14 protein-coding genes are annotated in these 15865 nt (G+C 73.4%); 9 read left to right on the top strand and 5 right to left on the bottom strand.

Annotation, left to right across the window (positions count from 1 at the left end; translation table 11 throughout):
- The first annotated feature begins 10 nt into the window (after nt 1-10).
- From EV684_RS18375 to EV684_RS18335, 9 genes are all read left to right on the top strand, one after another.
- Nucleotides 11-925: a hydroxymethylglutaryl-CoA lyase gene (locus EV684_RS18375; RefSeq protein WP_132648746.1), complete on the top strand. Its 915-nt coding sequence runs from the start codon at nt 11-13 to the stop codon at nt 923-925.
- Between the two features lie 3 nt (nt 926-928).
- A complete protein-coding gene (locus tag EV684_RS18370; RefSeq protein WP_132648745.1) occupies nt 929-1429 on the top strand; it encodes a YbaK/EbsC family protein in 501 nt (166 codons plus the stop codon).
- 265 nt (nt 1430-1694) lie between these two features.
- Nucleotides 1695-1853 carry a DUF1289 domain-containing protein gene (locus EV684_RS18365; RefSeq protein ID WP_207184512.1) on the top strand — a complete coding sequence of 53 codons (159 nt, stop codon included), beginning with the start codon at nt 1695-1697 and terminating at the stop codon, nt 1851-1853.
- Nucleotides 1850-2419, top strand: coding sequence for a 2-hydroxychromene-2-carboxylate isomerase (locus tag EV684_RS18360; RefSeq protein ID WP_132648743.1), 570 nt, complete (start codon nt 1850-1852; stop codon nt 2417-2419). Before EV684_RS18365 ends, EV684_RS18360 begins: the two co-directional genes overlap by 4 nt.
- 236 nt (nt 2420-2655) lie before the next feature.
- Nucleotides 2656-2964 carry a DUF485 domain-containing protein gene (locus tag EV684_RS18355; protein ID WP_132648742.1) on the top strand — a complete coding sequence of 103 codons (309 nt, stop codon included), beginning with the start codon at nt 2656-2658 and terminating at the stop codon, nt 2962-2964.
- Between the two features lie 219 nt (nt 2965-3183).
- Nucleotides 3184-4911, top strand: a complete 1728-nt coding sequence (locus tag EV684_RS18350) for a cation acetate symporter (RefSeq protein WP_132648741.1) — start codon at nt 3184-3186, stop codon at nt 4909-4911.
- 17 nt (nt 4912-4928) lie between these two features.
- A complete protein-coding gene (locus tag EV684_RS18345) occupies nt 4929-6344 on the top strand; it encodes a DUF294 nucleotidyltransferase-like domain-containing protein (RefSeq protein WP_132648740.1) in 1416 nt (471 codons plus the stop codon).
- A 139-nt stretch (nt 6345-6483) separates the two neighbouring features.
- Nucleotides 6484-6846, top strand: coding sequence for a response regulator transcription factor (locus EV684_RS18340; protein ID WP_132648739.1), 363 nt, complete (start codon nt 6484-6486; stop codon nt 6844-6846).
- On the top strand, nt 6843-8993 hold the full coding sequence (locus EV684_RS18335) for a 3'-5' exonuclease (RefSeq protein ID WP_132648738.1): 2151 nt from the start codon (nt 6843-6845) through the stop codon (nt 8991-8993). Before EV684_RS18340 ends, EV684_RS18335 begins: the two co-directional genes overlap by 4 nt.
- Here the strand turns inward: EV684_RS18335 and EV684_RS18330 are convergent.
- From EV684_RS18330 to EV684_RS18310, 5 genes are read right to left on the bottom strand one after another with little or no spacing between them, the layout of a single operon-like run.
- Nucleotides 8987-10390 carry an ABC transporter ATP-binding protein gene (locus tag EV684_RS18330; protein WP_132648737.1) on the bottom strand — a complete coding sequence of 468 codons (1404 nt, stop codon included), beginning with the start codon at nt 10388-10390 and terminating at the stop codon, nt 8987-8989. The two genes, EV684_RS18335 and EV684_RS18330, sit on opposite strands and share 7 nt — an antisense overlap.
- Nucleotides 10387-11166: an ABC transporter permease gene (locus EV684_RS18325; protein WP_132648736.1), complete on the bottom strand. Its 780-nt coding sequence runs from the start codon at nt 11164-11166 to the stop codon at nt 10387-10389. The genes EV684_RS18330 and EV684_RS18325 overlap by 4 nt, the downstream gene beginning before the upstream one ends.
- Nucleotides 11166-12104 (bottom strand): ABC transporter permease, encoded by a 939-nt coding sequence (locus EV684_RS18320; protein WP_132648735.1) that lies wholly within the window; start codon nt 12102-12104, stop codon nt 11166-11168. The genes EV684_RS18325 and EV684_RS18320 overlap by 1 nt, the downstream gene beginning before the upstream one ends.
- The gene (locus EV684_RS18315) at nt 12101-13633 is read right to left on the bottom strand and encodes an ABC transporter substrate-binding protein (protein WP_132648734.1); all 1533 of its coding nucleotides are present in this window, start codon (nt 13631-13633) and stop codon (nt 12101-12103) included. The genes EV684_RS18320 and EV684_RS18315 overlap by 4 nt, the downstream gene beginning before the upstream one ends.
- Nucleotides 13633-15774, bottom strand: a complete 2142-nt coding sequence (locus tag EV684_RS18310; RefSeq protein WP_132648733.1) for a TonB-dependent siderophore receptor — start codon at nt 15772-15774, stop codon at nt 13633-13635. The genes EV684_RS18315 and EV684_RS18310 overlap by 1 nt, the downstream gene beginning before the upstream one ends.
- Nucleotides 15775-15865: the final 91 nt, after the last annotated feature.

The following is a 15865-nucleotide window of genomic DNA, read 5'->3' as shown; positions in this document are numbered from 1 at the left end:
GTGCCCGGCGATGAAACCGGACCGTGTCACCCTGGTCGAGGTCGGCCCGCGCGACGGCCTGCAGAACGAGGCCGCGCCGGTCGGCGCCGCCGAGAAGATCGAGCTCGTGCGCCGGCTGCAGGACGCCGGCTGCCGCGAGATCGAGGTCACCAGCTTCGTCAGCCCGAAATGGGTGCCGCAGATGGCCGACGCGGCGCAGGTCATGGCCGGCATCGAACGCCGCGCCGGCGTGCGCTACTCGGTGCTGACGCCCAACCTGAAGGGCCTGGAAGTGGCGCTGGCCACGCGCCCCGACGAGGTCGTCGTCTTCGGCGCCGCCAGCGAGGCCTTCAGCCGGCGCAACATCAACTGCTCGATCGCCGAGAGCCTGGAGCGTTTCGCGCCGGTCGTCGAGGCGGCGCACGCCGCCGGCCTGAAGGTGCGCGGCGCCGTGTCCTGCGCGCTCGGCTGCCCCTACCAGGGCGAGGTCACGCCCGACGAGGTCGAGCGTGTCGTCGTTGGCCTGAAGGCCATCGGTGTCGACCACGTCGGCATCGCCGACACGATCGGCGTCGGCACGCCGCTGGCGGCGCAGCGTGCGCTGGAGCGCGCGCTGAAGCACTACCCGCTGGCCGAGGTCAGCGGCCACTTCCACGACACCTACGGCCAGGCGCTGGCCAACATCCTGGCCTGCCTGGACCTGGGCGTGCACGTCTTCGACACCAGCATCGCCGGCCTCGGCGGCTGCCCCTATGCCAAGGGCGCGACCGGCAACGTCGCCACTGAGGACGTGGTCTACCTGCTGCACGGCCTGGGCATCGACACCGGGCTGGACCTGGACCGACTGGTCGACGCCGGCGCCTACATCTCGGGCGTCGTCGGCCGGCCCACGGCCTCGCGCGCCGCGCGCGCGCTGCTGGCGCGGCGTGTCGCCGTCTCTTCCTGAACCATGAACGCCATCGATTCCCTGCTCGACCGTCCCGAAGGTTTCCAGCGCGTCACGCGCGCCCTGGCCGAACGTGGCCACCCGCACCCGCCGCTGTGGCTGGACACGCCGGCTCGCACCTCGGCCGAGGCCGCCGCGGCGCTCGGCGTCGAGGTCGGCCAGATCGCCAAGAGCGTCATCTTCCGCCGCAAGGCCGACGACAGCGCGGTGCTGGTCGTCACCTCGGGCGACCGGCGCGTCTGCGAGAAGCGGGTCGCGGCGATCGCCGGCGCGCTGGGCCGCGCCGACGCCGACTTCGTCAAGGCGCGCACCGGCTTCTCGATCGGCGGCGTCTCGCCGCTGGCGCACACGACGCCGGCGTTCACGCTGATCGACCGCGAGCTGTTCCGCTTCGACCTCATCTGGGCGGCCGCCGGGCATCCACACGGCGTCTTCAAGCTCTCGCCGGCCGAGCTGGAGCAGCTCACCGGCGCGCCGGTCGCCGACGTGGTGCAGCAGCCATGAGCCCTCAGGACTTGTCCGGGGCTCATTCCCGCTCGGCGGGACCGGCCGCCAGGCCGAAGGGTGCCCCAGTGAGCCCTCAGGACTTGTCCGGGGCTCATTCCCGCTTGGCGGGACCGGCCGCCAGGCCGAAGGGTGCCCCAGTGAGCGCTCAGGACTTGTCCGGCGCTCATTCCCGCGTGGCGGGACCGGCCGCAGGCCGTAGGGTGCCCCAGTGAGCACGCGTTTCGGCTCGGGCGTGCCCTCGCCCTGCATCGACGTCTGCCGCATGGACGCGGCCAGCGGCTGGTGCGAAGGCTGTCTGCGCACGCTCGACGAGATCGCCGCCTGGTCGACGATGCCCGACGACGAGCGCCGCAGCGTGCTCGAACGCCTCGCCGAACGCCGCGTGGTCTGGCAGCAGCGCCCACCCGCAGCGCCACGATGAAGCGCCTGGTCTTCCGCTTCGACCTCGTCTCGCCCTACGCCTACCTGGCGTTCGAGCGCCTGCCCGACGTGCTGGAAGGCCTGGACGTCGAGCTCGAGTACCGCCCGGTGCTGCTGGGCGCGCTGCTGCAGCACTGGGGCCAGAAGGCGCCGGTCGAGGTGGCGCCCAAACGCGACTGGATCTACCGCCACACGCGCTGGCTGGCCGGGCAGCACGGGCTGCCCTTCGAGCTGCCGCAGCCGCACCCGTTCAGCTCGCTGGCGCTGCTGCGGCTGATCGTCGCCTGCGGCCCCAACCGGCGTGTCGTCGAGACCGTGCTGCGCCATGTCTGGGCCGAAGGCGGCGACCCGAACGACCCGGCGCGGCTGGCGGCGCTGACCACGACGCTGGCGCCGGTGGCCGACCCGGCCTCGGACGCGGTGAAGGCCGCGCTGCGCGCCAACACCGAGGAGGCCGCCGCACGCGGCGTCTTCGGCGTGCCGACCGTCGAGTTCGACGGCGAGCAGTTCTGGGGCCTGGACGGCCTGCCGATGCTCGCCGACCGACTGCGCGCCCCCACGCGCTGAATGCACTCCGGGGCATCCCGGAGCCGGCGTTTGACCCCCGTCGACACGGCGGTCCGGACTATCCCTGATAGGGCAAATCGGGAGGGGCGTGCCCTCGGCCGGCACGCTCCGAGGTGAGAGGCCCCGCGTGTAAGCAAGCGTTCAGTGTCGCGTCAGGCGCTGTTGGGAAAGCGTCAGAAGTCGGTCAGTCCGCGCCCGAACCATGGGGGCAAGTCCTCAAATACCGGAGACAAACCATGGACGCAGAACTCGCACGGCGTATCGCGAGCCACCCGAAGTACCAGGAACTGAAGTCCAAGCGCTCCAGCTTCGGCTGGTGGCTGACGGCGGCGATGATGGTCGTCTACTACGGCTTCATCCTGCTCGTCGCCTTCAACAAGGAGTTCCTGTCGCAGCGCCTCGGCGACGGCGTGATGACGATCGGCATCCCGATCGGTTTCGGCGTCATCGTGTTCACGATCGTCATCACGGCGATCTACGTGCAGCGCGCCAACAAGACCTATGACGATCTGGCCGACGAAGTTGCCAAGGCGGTGCTGAAATGACCCACCCCCGCAGCGCCTTCGGCGCACCTTGCAGGCCGCGCCGGGCCGTTGGCCCGGCTCTTCGGCTGGCGCCGACCGTCCACCGGACGGTCAACGTCCCGCCGAAGCCCCCTCAAGGGGGCGCCGCCAGCGGCCGGTCGGAGCCCGTCCGCGGCGTCCGCTCGATGATCCAGATTCATGCAAAAGAAGTGGCGTTTGGCGCCATCGAGGGCTGACACGATGCGTTCAAACTCCTTCTCCACCCATCTGCGCCGTCTGCTCACGCTGGCCGCGCTCGGTGGCGTCTCCGCCGCGGTCTGGGCCGCCGGTGCCGACCTCGGCCAGGCCACCAAGCAGGCGACGAACTGGACCGCCATCGGCATGTTCGGCCTCTTCGTCCTCGGCACGCTCTACATCACCAAGTGGGCGGCGTCCAAGACCAAGAGCGCCTCCGACTTCTACACCGCCGGCGGCGGCATCACCGGTTTCCAGAACGGCCTGGCGATCGCCGGCGACTACATGTCGGCGGCCTCGTTCCTGGGCATCTCGGCGGCGGTGATGGCCTCGGGCTTCGACGGCCTGATCTATTCGATCGGCTTCCTCGTCGGCTGGCCGGTCATCACCTTCCTGATGGCCGAGCGGCTGCGCAACCTGGGCAAGTTCACCTTCGCCGACGTCGCCGCGTTCCGCTTCGAGCAGACCCCGGTGCGTGTGTTCGCGGCCTCGGGCACGCTGGTCGTCGTCGCGTTCTACCTGATCGCGCAGATGGTCGGCGCCGGCCAGCTGATCAAGCTGCTGTTCGGCCTGGAGTACTGGATCGCGGTGGTCATCGTCGGCGCGCTGATGATGGTCTACGTGCTCTTCGGCGGCATGACGGCCACCACCTGGGTGCAGATCATCAAGGCCTGCCTGCTGCTGGGCGGCGCCTCGTTCATGGCCTTCATGGTGATGCTGCACTTCGGCTTCTCGCCGGAGGCGATGTTCGCGCAGGCGGTGAAGATCAAGACCGACCTCGCCACCGCCGACGGCAAGGAGAACGCCGCCGCGCTCGGCCAGGCGATCATGGGCCCCGGCACCTTCGTGAAGGACCCGATCTCGGCGATCAGCTTCGGCATGGCGCTGATGTTCGGCACCGCCGGCCTGCCGCACATCCTGATGCGCTTCTTCACCGTGCCCAACGCCAAGGAGGCGCGCAAGTCGGTGATGTGGGCCACCGGCTGGATCGGCTACTTCTACCTGCTGACCTTCATCATCGGTTTCGGCGCCATCACCTTCGTGCTCACCAACCCCGGCTTCCTCGACGCCAAGGGCGGGCTGCTGGGCGGCAACAACATGGCCGCGGTGCACCTGGCCAACGCGGTCGGCGGCAACGTCTTCCTCGGCTTCATCTCGGCGGTGGCCTTCGCGACCATCCTCGCGGTGGTCGCCGGCCTGACGCTGTCGGGCGCCTCGGCGGTCTCGCACGACCTCTACGCCACCGTCATCAAGAAGGGCAAGGCCGACAGCGCCGCCGAGCTGAAGGTGTCGCGCATCACGACCGTCTGCCTGGGCATCGTCGCCGTCGTGCTGGGCATCGCGTTCGAGAAGCAGAACATCGCCTTCATGGTCTCGCTGGCCTTCGCGATCGCCGCGTCGGCCAACTTCCCGGTGCTCTTCATGAGCGTGCTGTGGAAGGACTGCACGACCAAGGGCGCGGTGATCGGTGGCTTCCTCGGCCTGATCTCCTCGGTCGGCCTGACGATCGTCTCGCCGTCGGTGTGGGAAGCGACGCTGGGCAACCCCAAGGGCTCGGCGCTGTTCCCGTACACCAGCCCGGCGCTGTTCTCGATGACCATCGGCTTCGTCGGCATCTGGCTGTTCTCGGTGCTCGACAAGAGCGCCCGCGCCAAGGTCGACCGCGCCGGCTTCCTGGCGCAGCAGGTGCGTTCGGAGACCGGCATCGGCGCCTCCGCCGCCAGCGGCCACTGAACGCAGGGCGCGCACCCGTGTCCGACCCCCGGCAGGAAGTGCTGTCGCTGGTCACGGCGCGGGTGCGTGACGCCTACGTCCGCAAGGCCTTCGTCGTCGACGGCGGCACCGACCTCGTGTCGCTGTGCCGCCAGCTGTCCGAGCGCGGGCTGACCCACGCGCTGGTGCAGGACGGCGAGCGCCTGGGCATCTTCACGACCACCGACCTGCGCGACGCGCTGCTGCGGCCCGAGCCGCCGGCGGCGCTGGCAGTGCGCGAGGTCGCGCGCTTCCCGGTCATCGCCGTGCAGGCCGACGCCGAGGTCTTCGAGGCGCTGTGGCTGATGGTGCGCCACCGCGTGCACCGCGTGCTGGTGCGCGACGGCGAGCGCATCGTCGGCCTGCTCGGCCAGCTCGACCTGGTGAGCTTCGTCGCCAACCACTCGCACCTGGCGGCGCTGCAGATCGACGAGGCCGGCTCGGTGGCCGAGCTGAAGGCCGCGGCGCTGCAGATCGACCGCATGGTCGGCCTGTTCGCCGCCAGCGGCGTGCACGTCGAGCGCATCGCGCACCTGGTCGGCGAGCTGCACGCGCGGCTGTTCCAGCGGCTGTGGTCGCTGGTCGCGCCGGCCGAGCTGGTGGCCGCGAGCTGCCTGGTCGTGATGGGCAGCGAAGGCCGCGGCGAGCAGGTGCTGAAGACCGACCAGGACAACGCGCTGATCCTGCGCGACGGCTTCGAGCACCCCGACACCGAGGCCGCGGTGCGGCGTTTCAGCGCCGCGCTGGCCGACTTCGGCTACCCGCCGTGCCCCGGCGGCATCATGGTCACCAACCCGCTGTGGCGGCGCCCGGTCGCCCAGTGGCGCGAGCAGCTGCGCGACTGGGTGATGGGCCGCGATGCCGAGGGGCCGATGCGGCTGGCGATCTTCTGCGACGCGGTCGCGGTGGCCGGCGACGCCACGCTGCTCGACGGCCTGCGCGAGCACCTGCACCGCCTGTTCGGCGACCACGACGCCTACCTGGCGCGTTTTGCCGCCGCGGCCGACCAGTTCCAGGAGCCGCACCACTGGCTGGGCTGGCTGCCCGGCCGGCGCGACGAAGCGGCGCTGGACCTGAAGAAGCTGGGCCTGTTCCCGATCGTGCAGGGCGTGCGCGCGCTGGCGCTGCAGCGCCACCTGCGCGAGACCGGCACCGTCGCGCGGCTGCACGCGCTGGTCGCCGTCGGCGCGCTCGACACGACGCTGGCGCGCGACCTCGAGGACGCGCTGCACCTCTTGATGACGCTGCGCCTGCAGCACCAGCTGCGGGCGCGTGCCGCCGGGCGCGAGGCCGACAACGAGGTCCAGCCCTCGGCGCTGGGCCTGCTGGAGCGTGAGCCGCTGCGCGACTCGCTGGCCGTCGTCAAGCGCCTGCGCGCCTACCTGCGCCAGCACTTCCGCTTCGAGAAGCTCTGAACGTGGCGCCGCGTTCCGTCGTCCCGGCCCCGCGGGTTCTTCGCCACTGGCGCGCCACGCCCGGATCGCGCAGCATCGCGCCGGGCGCCGCGACGATGTGCCCGCCGGCCACCCGGGCCGCGACGAGAGGAGGCAGACGATGAAGACCGTGCTGCTGGCCGACGCCCAGCCCAACAGCGTCATCCCGCTCGAGTTCCTGATGCGCCGCGAAGGCTGGCGCGTGCTGGTCGCACGCGACGGCGACGAGGCGCTCGACACCTTGCGCCGCGAACATCCCGACCTGCTGCTGATGGACGTCGTGATGCCCGGGCGCAGCGGCTTCGAGGTGTTGCAGGCCCTGCGCGCCGACGCGTCCTGCGCCGCCACGCGCTGCGTGCTGCTCAGCGCCCGCTGCGGCGACGCCGACGTCGCGCACGGCCTGGGCCTGGGCGCCGACGCCTACGTCGCCAAACCTTTCTCCACGCGGGAACTGGCCGACCGGGTGCGCCGCCTGCTGTCATGAAGCCCGAACGTCCCGAGTGGCTCGCCGCGCTGGCGCCCGCGGCGCTGCTGGCGCTGGCCGCGGCGCTGGTGGCCGCGATGCTGGCGGCGACGCTGGAGCCGGCCGAACGCGCCGCGCTCTGGGCGCTGCTCGGGCCGCGCACGACGCTGTTGCTGCTGCTGCTCGTCGTCGTCGCGATCGGTGCCGGCGTCTGGATGCGATGGGCCTGGCACCACTGGGGCGCGACCCCCGGCCGCGTCGCCGAGCTGCTGCAGGTGCTGCTGGCCGGCGCGCCGGGGCGCGAGCTGGAGCCGCGCGGCAGCGCCGGCAGCCGCGCGCTGGTCGAGACCGTCAACCGGCTGCTGCGTGAACGGGCCGTCTGGCGCACCGAGGTCGAGGCCCGGGTGCACGAGGCCAGCCGTCTGGTCGAGCAGGAGAAGGGCCGTCTGGCGGCGCTGATGGCCGAGCTGACGCAGAGCGTCGTCGTCTGCAACCTCGACGGCCGCATCCTGCTCTACAACGGCCGCGCGCGGCTGCAGTTCCGCGCGCTGTCGCCGGCGCCGGCGATCGGCGGCGCCGAGTACCTGGGCATCGGGCGTTCGATCTACGCCGTCTTCGACCGCGCCCTGGTCGCCCATGCGCTGGAGATGGTGCAGCAGCGGCTGCAGCGCGGCGTGGCGCACCCGTCGGCGCAGTTCGTCACCGCCACGCGCGGCGGCCAGCTGCTGCGCGTGCAGCTGGCGCCGGTGCGTGAGCACGAAGCCGGCCCGCTCGCCGGCTTCGTGCTGATGCTGGACAACATCACGCGCGACTTCGCCGAGGAGTCCGAGCGCGACCGCCGGCTGCACGAACACACCGAGGCCGGGCGGGCGTCGCTGGCCAACCTGCAGGCCGCCGTCGAGCTGATCGACGACCCGGCGCTGGACGAAGCCACGGCGGCGCGGCTGCAGGGCGTGATCCGCGACGAGGTGCGTGCGCTCGGCCACCGCATCGGCGAGCTGGCGCACTACACGACCGAGACCATGCGCACGCGCTGGCCGCTGGAGGACATGCAGGGCGCCGACTTCGTTGCCGCGGCGCTGCGCCGCATCGAGGCCGAACACCGCTGCCGCACCGCCGGCACCGAGGTCGATCCGGCGCTGTGGCTCAAGCTCGACAGCTTCTCGCTGATCCAGGCCCTGGTCTTCCTCGCCGGGCGCGTGGTCGACGAGTACGGCGTCAAGGTGGTGCAGATCCGGCTGCAGCGCGCCGGCACACGCGCCCAGCTCGACCTGGCCTGGATCGGCCCGGGCGTCAGCACCGAGACCGCGGTGGCCTGGGAGACCGAGGCGATGCGCGTCGACGGCGAGGCCAGCGCGCTGACCGTGCGCGACGTCGTGCAGCGCCACGGCGGCACGTTCTGGTTCGAGCGCGAGCGGGTGCGTGCCGAGGCCTTCTTCCGCTTCCTGCTGCCGCTGGCCGACGCCGCCGAGCCGCTGGACAGCGGGCTGCTGGCGCGCCGCGAGAGCCGCCCGGAGTTCTACGACTTCGACCTGTTCCAGACCCGCGAGATGGCGCTCGAACTCGCCGAGCGCACGCTGGCCGAGCTCGCCTACACGGTGTTCGACACCGAGACCACCGGCCTGGAGCCCTCGGCCGGCGACGAGATCCTGCAGATCGGCGCGACACGCATCGTCGCCGGCAAGCTGCGCCGCCACGAGAGCTTCGAGCAGCTCGTGGACCCGCAGCGTTCGATCCCCGAACGCACGATCGCCATCCACGGCATCACGCCGGCGATGGTCGCCGGCCAGCCGACGATCCGCGAGGTGCTGCCGGCCTTGCATGCCTTCGCGCAGGAGACCGTGCTCGTCGCCCACAACGCGGCTTTCGACCTGCGGTTCCTGGAGCTGAAGGAACGTGCCGCCGGCGTGCGCTTCGACATGCCGGTGCTCGACACGTTGCTGCTGTCGCAGGTGCTGCACCCGAACCAGGAGCGGCACTCGCTGGAAGCGATCGCCGAGCGCCTGGGCGTGCCGGTGCTGGGCCGCCACACGGCACTGGGCGACGCCATCGTCACCGCCGAGGTCTTCCTGAAGATGATCCCGCTGCTGCAGACCGCAGGCATCCGCACGCTCGGCCAGGCGCTGGAAGCCTCGCGGCGCAGCGCGCTGGCCAAGCTCAGCTACTGAACTCCGCCGATGTGCAGCCGGTGCTCGGCCATGTGCGCCGCCAGCGCCGCGTCGTGCGTGACCAGCAGCAGCGCGGTGCCGTGCGTGTCGAGCTCGGCCTGCAGCAGCCGCAGCACGTCGCGCTGGGTGATGGGGTCCAGGCGCGAGCTCGGCTCGTCGGCGAAGAGCAGCGCCGGCTCCAGCAGCATCACGCGCAGCAGCGCCAGGCGCTGCAGCTCGCCGCCGGACACCGCCGCCGGCCGGCGCTCCAGCAGCGCGGCCGGCAGTCCCAGCCGGTCGCGCAGCGTGTGCAGCCGCGCCGCCGGCAGCCGGTGGCGGCGCCGGAAGTCCTCCAGCGCCTGGCCCAGCGGGACCTGCGGCGCGAAGGCCGCCAGCGGGTCCTGGTAGAGCTTCTGCAGCGCCAGCGGCGCGAGACCGGGCGCACGCCGCAGCTCGCCCGCGTCCGGCGGCAGCAGCCCCAGCAGCACGTTGCCCAGCGAGGTCTTGCCGGCGCCGCTGGGCCCCAGCAGCGCCCAGCGTTCGCCGCGGCCGATGCGCAGGTCCAGGCCGTCGAACAGGCGCTGGCCGCCGCGCGCCAGCGACAGGCCGCGCGCTTCGATCAGCGGCGCGCCGTGCGCCGGCGCCGCCGGCGCGCGCCGCGGCGCCCAGTGCGCCGGGTCGGCGGCGATCAGCTCGCGGGTGTAGGCGTGGCGCGGCGCGGCGAAGACCGCCGCCGCCTCGCCCTGCTCGACGACGCCGGCCTCGCGCATCACCAGCAGCTGGCCGCCCAGCGCGCGCGCGACGGCGACGTCGTGGGTGATCGTCAGCACCGCGCCGCCGGCGGCCATCACGCCGCGCAGCAGCGCCACGACCTCGTCGCGGCGTTCGGTGTCCAGGCCCTTGGTCGGCTCGTCGACCAGCACCAGCGGCGCGCCGCCGGCCAGCGTCGCGGCCAGCGCCACGCGCTGCGCCATGCCGCCGGAGATCTGGTGCGGATGACGGCGCAGCACCGGCGCCGCCAGCCCCAGCCCGGCCAGCGCCTCGGCGGCCGCGCGCTGCGCCCCGGCGGCGTCCAGGCCGCGCACCCAGCGGTGGACCTCGGCGACCTGCGCGCCGACGCGCATCGTCGGGTCCAGCGCCGCCCAGGGCTCCTGCGGCAGCAGCGCGATGCGCCGTCCCCAGGCCGCGCGCAGGCTCGCGGCGTCCATCGTGCGGCCCTGCAGCCGCAGCTCGCCGCCCGAGCGCAGCCCGGCCGGCAGCCGCGCCAGCAGCGCCTGCGCCATCAGCGACTTGCCGCTGCCGCTCTCGCCCAGCACCGTCAGCGCGCCGCCCGGCGGGATCTCGAACGAGACGCCCTGCACCAGCGGCGTGCTGCCGGCGTGCACGCTCAGCTCACGCACGTCGAGGGCGGCGCTCACTGCGGCATCCTCCGGTCGGCCAGCAGCATCAGCGCCGTGGTCAGCGCCAGCAGCGCGGCCACCGGCGGCGCCAGCAGCCAGGGCGCTTCGCGCCAGTAGGGCAGCAGTTCGATCAGCATCAGTCCCAGTTCGGTGGCCGGCGGCTGCAGCCCGACGCCGACAAAACCCAGCGCCGCCAGCGCCAGCACCGTGCCGGCGGCGCCGAAGGCCGCCAGCGTCGCCAGCAGCGGCGCCAGTTCGGGCCAGAGGTGGCGGCGCACGACGTAGCCCGGCCCGAAGCCCAGCAGCCGCGCCGCCTGCACCGGCTCGCCGGCCAGCAGGCTGCGGCTGGCGGCGCGCACGACGCGGAAGTACTCCACCCACAAGGCCAGCGCCAGGCCGGCGTACAGCGGCGCGAAGGCGCCCGGCGCCACCGCCGCCATCAGCAGCACCAGCAGCAGCCCGGGCAGGGCCATCACGGCGTCGGCGAACAGCGCCAGCAGGCGCTCGGTCCAGCCGCCGCGCCAGGCGGCCAGCAGGCCCAGCGCGCTGCCGGCGACGGCCGCCGCGGCCACCGCCGCCAGCGCCAGGCCCAGCGACAGCCGCAGCGCGGCGGCCAGCCGCGTGAACTGGTCGCGTCCCAGGTGGTCGGTGCCCAGCCAGTGCGCGGCCGAGGGCCATTCGCGCACGCGCTCCAGGTCCTGCACACGCGGGTCCTGGCCGGCCAGCGGCCCCAGCAGTGCCAGCGCGGCGAGCAGCGCGAGCAGCACGAAAGCGATCCGTCGAGCGGTCTTCATCAGCGTCGGCGCGGGTCCAGCGCCAGGCAGGCGAGGTCGACCGCGGTGTTGAACAGCACGAAAGCCAGGCCCAGCACCAGTGCCGCGCCCTGGATCACCGGCACGTCGCGGCCGAAGACCGCGTGCACCATCGCGTGGCCGACGCCCGGCCGCGCGAACACGGTCTCGACGATGACCACGCCCTCGACCAGCACCACGGCCTGCATGCCGAACCAGGCCAGCACCGGCACCGCGGCGTTGCGCAGCCCGTGGCGCCACAGCACGACACGCGGCGGCAGGCCCTTGCCGAGCGCGAAGGCCCAGTAGGCCGAGGCGGTGACGCCGCGCAGCGACTCGCGCAGCACGCGCGCGAGCATCGCCGCCAGCGGCAGCGCCAGCGTCACCGCCGGCAGCACCAGCTGGGCGCCGTTGCCGTCGCCGGCGGCCGGCAGCGCCGCCATCTGCACCGAGAACAGCACGATCAGCAGCAGGCCCAGCAGGAAGGGCGGCAGCGCGCGCAGCGCCACCGCCGCGGCCAGCGTGCCGCGGTCCAGCCAGCCGCCCGGGCGCAGCGCCGCGGCCACGCCCAGCGGCGTGCCCAGCAGCAGCACCAGCACCAGCGTCGTCGCGCTCAGTGCCAGCGTGTGGCCGAACTCGTGCGCCAGCTCGTGCCAGACCGGCTCGCCGCTGACCAGCGAGCGCCCCAGCTCGCCGCGCGCCAGGTCGGCCAGCCAGGCGCCCAGCGCCGGCAGCCAGTGCGTGTCCAGGCCGAGCTCGGCGCGCACCGAGGCGGCGGCCGCGGCGTCGACCAGGTCGTAGCCGTAACGCGCTGCGGCGATGCGGAAGGCGGCATCGCCGGGCAGGGCGCGCATCGCGAAGAAGGTGATCGTGCCGACCACCAGGCCGACCAGCAGCGCCTGCAGCGCGCGCTGCAGCAGCGTGTGTTGCCAGGCCTTCATGCGCCGCCTCCGGCCCAGGGCATGTCGGCGAGCCGCCAGCTGCGCTCCAGCGGGTCCAGCGCGATGCCGGCCAGCGGCCGCGCCGCGGCCGCCGTCTGCCGGTACCAGGCCACGGGGATCACCGGCAGCTCCTCGTGCAGCACCGTGACGACGCGGCGGCGCCCCGCCGCGGCATCGCCTTCGCCGCGCGTCAGCGCCGTCATCGCCGCTTCCAGCGCCGGGCTGTGCCAGTTCATCGCCCCCCAGTCGCCGCCGCCGGCGGCGAAGTCCTGCATCAGCGTGCCCAGCGGGTCGGCGGTCAGGCCGTACTGGCGCGGTGCCAGCGCCATCTCGAGGCTGCCGTCGCGGTGGCGCAGCGGCACCTCGCCGGAGTTTCCGATCGCCACCCGGCAATCGATGCCGGTCTGGCGCAGCTGCTCCTGCAGCGCGGCGGCCACCAGCGGCAGCTCGGGCCGGTCGGGGAAGGTGCGCAGCGTCAGCGCCAGGCGTTCGCCGCCGCGTTCGAGGATGCCGTCGGCACCGGGCCGCCAGCCCAGCTCGGCCCACAGCCGGCGTGCGGCGGCGGGGTCGAAGGCCAGCGGCGCGAGCCCCGGCAGATGCCAGTCGGCGAGCGTCGGCGGCAGCAGCTGGCTGGCGGCGAGCTCGCCGTCGCGCAGCAGGCCGCGCGCGATGCCGCCGCGGTTGAACGCCAGCGACAGCGCCTGCCGCGCGCGCCGGTCGCGCAGCCAGCGGTGGCCGCTGTCGAGCTTGACGATCAGCGTACGCGGCACCGTCACCTGCAGCACCGCGACACGCGGCTCGCGCCGCAGCCGCTGCAGGCTGGCCGGGTCGAGCGCGAACGCCAGATCGGCTTCGCCGGCTTCGGCCATCAGCGCCCGTGTCTCGGCACGGGCGACGCTGAGGAAGGCGGCGCGCTGCACGCGCAGGCCGGGCGCCAGCGCCTGGACCTCGACACGCTGCGGCGCGGCCATCTCGTGCACGCGGTAGGGGCCGCTGCCGACGATGGCGCGCACGCCGCCGGCGTCGAACGAGCTCGCCGCCAGCAGCATCGTGCTGCTGTGCGTCAGCAAGGCCGGCAGCAGCGCGAAGGGCTCGGCGAGTTCGAAGACGACGGCGCCGCCTGCCGCCCGCAGCGAACGCAGCGGCGCCAGGCGCAACAGCCCGGGGCGCTGGTGCGCACGCTCGAGCACGCGCACCACCTGGGCGGCGTCGACCGCCGTGCCGTCGTGAAAGCGCGCGCCGGGGCGCAGCTCGAAGGTCCAGCGCAGCCGGCTGGCGTCGCAGGTCCAGCGGCGCGCCAGCCCGGGCAGCAGCCGGCCCTGGTCGTCGGACTCGACCAGGGTCTCGCAGACCTGCAGCCGGGTGAAGAAGTAGCCGCTGATCGCCGGTTCCAGGCCGGCGATCTCCCAGGGGCCGACGAGGCGCAGGCGCGGCGCGGCGGCGGCGGCGGCGGGCCGGCGCATCGCCGCCAGCAGCGGCAGCGCGGCGCCGGCGCGCAGCAGCGCGCGGCGTGAAGAGGTCGCCGTCATCAGAACTTGGCCTGCACGCCCAGCGTCACGTTGCGCGGCGCGCCGGGCGTCACCCAGACGCGGCTGTACGAGCTCGTGTAGTAGGTCTTGTCGAACAGGTTGTCGACGTCCAGCGACAGCCGCAGCGACGGCGTCGCCGCCCAGTAGGCGACCAGCTTGGCCGTCGTGTACGAGGGCAGCATGAAGGCCTCCGTGCCGGCGTCGGCCTCGGCCGCGGTGTAGGCCTGGCCGACGCGTTCGCCGACGTGGGTCAGCCCGCCGCCGACGCCGTAGCGGCCGCCGACCGGCGCCTGGGCCTCGTAGACCGCCAGCACGCCGGCGTTGAGCCGCGGCACGCCCAGCAGGCGGCTGCCGATCTCCAGCGTGCTGTCGCGCTCGACCTGGGTGTCGTACCAGGCGAGGCTGCCGGTCAGGCGCCAGTTCGTGCCCAGCTGGCCGGCGATGTCCAGCTCGACGCCGCGGCTGGACACCTCGCCGGCGGCGGCGCTGTTGCCGCTGCCGTTGTTGTAGACCACGTTGCGTTTGGCGATGTCGAAGACCGCCAGCGTCGCGCCCAGGCGCTTGTCGGCGGACTCCCACTTGGTGCCCAGCTCGTAGGCGCGGCCGATCTCGGGCTCGAAGGCCTGGCCGTCGGCGTCGCTGCCGGGGTTGGGGCGGAAGCTCCGCCCGGCGTTGGCGAACACCGCCCAGCCCGGCGCCGGCAGCCAGCTCAGGCCGGCGCGCGGCGAGGTCTCGGTCGGGTCCTGCTTGGTCGTCGTGCCGGTGCGGCGGTTGTGCAGGCTCTGCTCGACGGTCTCGGTGCGAGCTCCCAGCAGCAGCCGCCAGGCCGGCGCCAGCGTCACCGCGTCCTGCAGCGTCAGCGCCGTGCCGCGCTGGTGCTCGTGGGTGTCGGTGTTGGGCAGCGGCGTCGGCGGCGTCTGGCCGTAGACCGGGTCGAGCAGGTCGATCGCGTAGGGCGCGTCGGCGCTGGGGTTCACACGCAGCATGCGCTGGTCGAGGCGGAAGCGGTAGCTGTCGACGCCGGCCAGGACCTCGTGCTGCAGGCCGGCCAGTTCGAGCTTGCCCTGCAGCTCGGCCTGCAGCGCGAAGTCGTTGGAGCGGTAGTCGCGGTCGCGGCGCTGGCGCCAGAGCGTGCGGCCGTCGTCGAGCACGCGGCTGGGCTCGGTGGAAACGCCGTCGAGCCGGGTCTGGCGCCAGGACAGCGCGGCGCGTGCCTGCCAGCCGGAAGCCAGGTCGTGGCGCAGCACCAGCTGGTGGGTCTGGTTCTGCACCGTGACGTCGCCGTCGTCGGGCTCGCCGCTGAAGCGTGTGCGCGGCACCTGGCCCAGCTTGCCGGCTATGGCCTGCACGCCGCGGTCCAGCGGCGTCGCATGGCGCAGCCACTGGCCGCTGTACTCCAGCGAGCTGTCGGGCGTCAGCAGCCAGGTGAAGGCCGGTGCCACGACCTGGCGCTCGCTGTGCACGTGGTCGCGGAAGCTGCCCTTGTCCTCGGCGGCCAGGTTCAGGCGGTAGGCGAAACGCTCGCCCAGCGGGCCGGTGGTGTCCAGCGCCGTGCGGTAGGCGTCCCAGCTGCCGGCGTAGGCCTCGAGCGAGCTGGCGCGCTGCCACAGCGGCTTCTTGGTCACGAGGTTGACGGTGCCGCCGGGTTCGCTGGCGCCGTAGAGCGCGGCCACCGGGCCCTTGAGGAATTCGACGCGCTCGATGTCGGCGAGGTCGCGCGGCGCGTTGAAGCCGCGGTTGCCGGCCAGGCCGTTGAGCAGCATCGCCATGCCGGTGTTCTCGTTGCCGGCCAGGCCGCGGATCGCGATGTTGTCCCACAGCCCGCCGAAGTTGTTCTGGCGCGAGACGCCGCCGACGTAGTCCAGCACCTCGTCCAGGCGCACCGCGCCCAGGTCGTCCAGCGCCTGGCGCGAGAGCACACGCACGCTCTGCGGCAGTTCCAGCAGCGGCAGCGAGCTCTTCGTGCCGTCCACCTGGCCGGCTTCGTAGCCGCCACCCTGACGGCGGCCGACGACCTCGATGGCCTCGACGACGGGTGCCGCGTCTGCCGCGGGTGTGCTCCGGGTGTCGTCGGCCACGGCGTGGGCCGGCACGCTGCCTGCGACGGCGAACAGGAGGCTGCCGAAGGTGAATCTGGACATGGGGCCGCTAATGAGAATGAAGAATCAGTCTCATTATTGCATCGGCGTGTGACCGGATGCGCGTGACGACGGGCGAGCGCCGGGGCCCGTC

Source organism: Rubrivivax gelatinosus, from assembly GCF_004340905.1.
Taxonomy (GTDB): domain Bacteria; phylum Pseudomonadota; class Gammaproteobacteria; order Burkholderiales; family Burkholderiaceae_C; genus Rubrivivax; species Rubrivivax gelatinosus.
The sequence above is the reverse complement of the archived record's forward strand: the minus strand, read 5'-3'. Positions and strand labels throughout refer to the sequence as shown.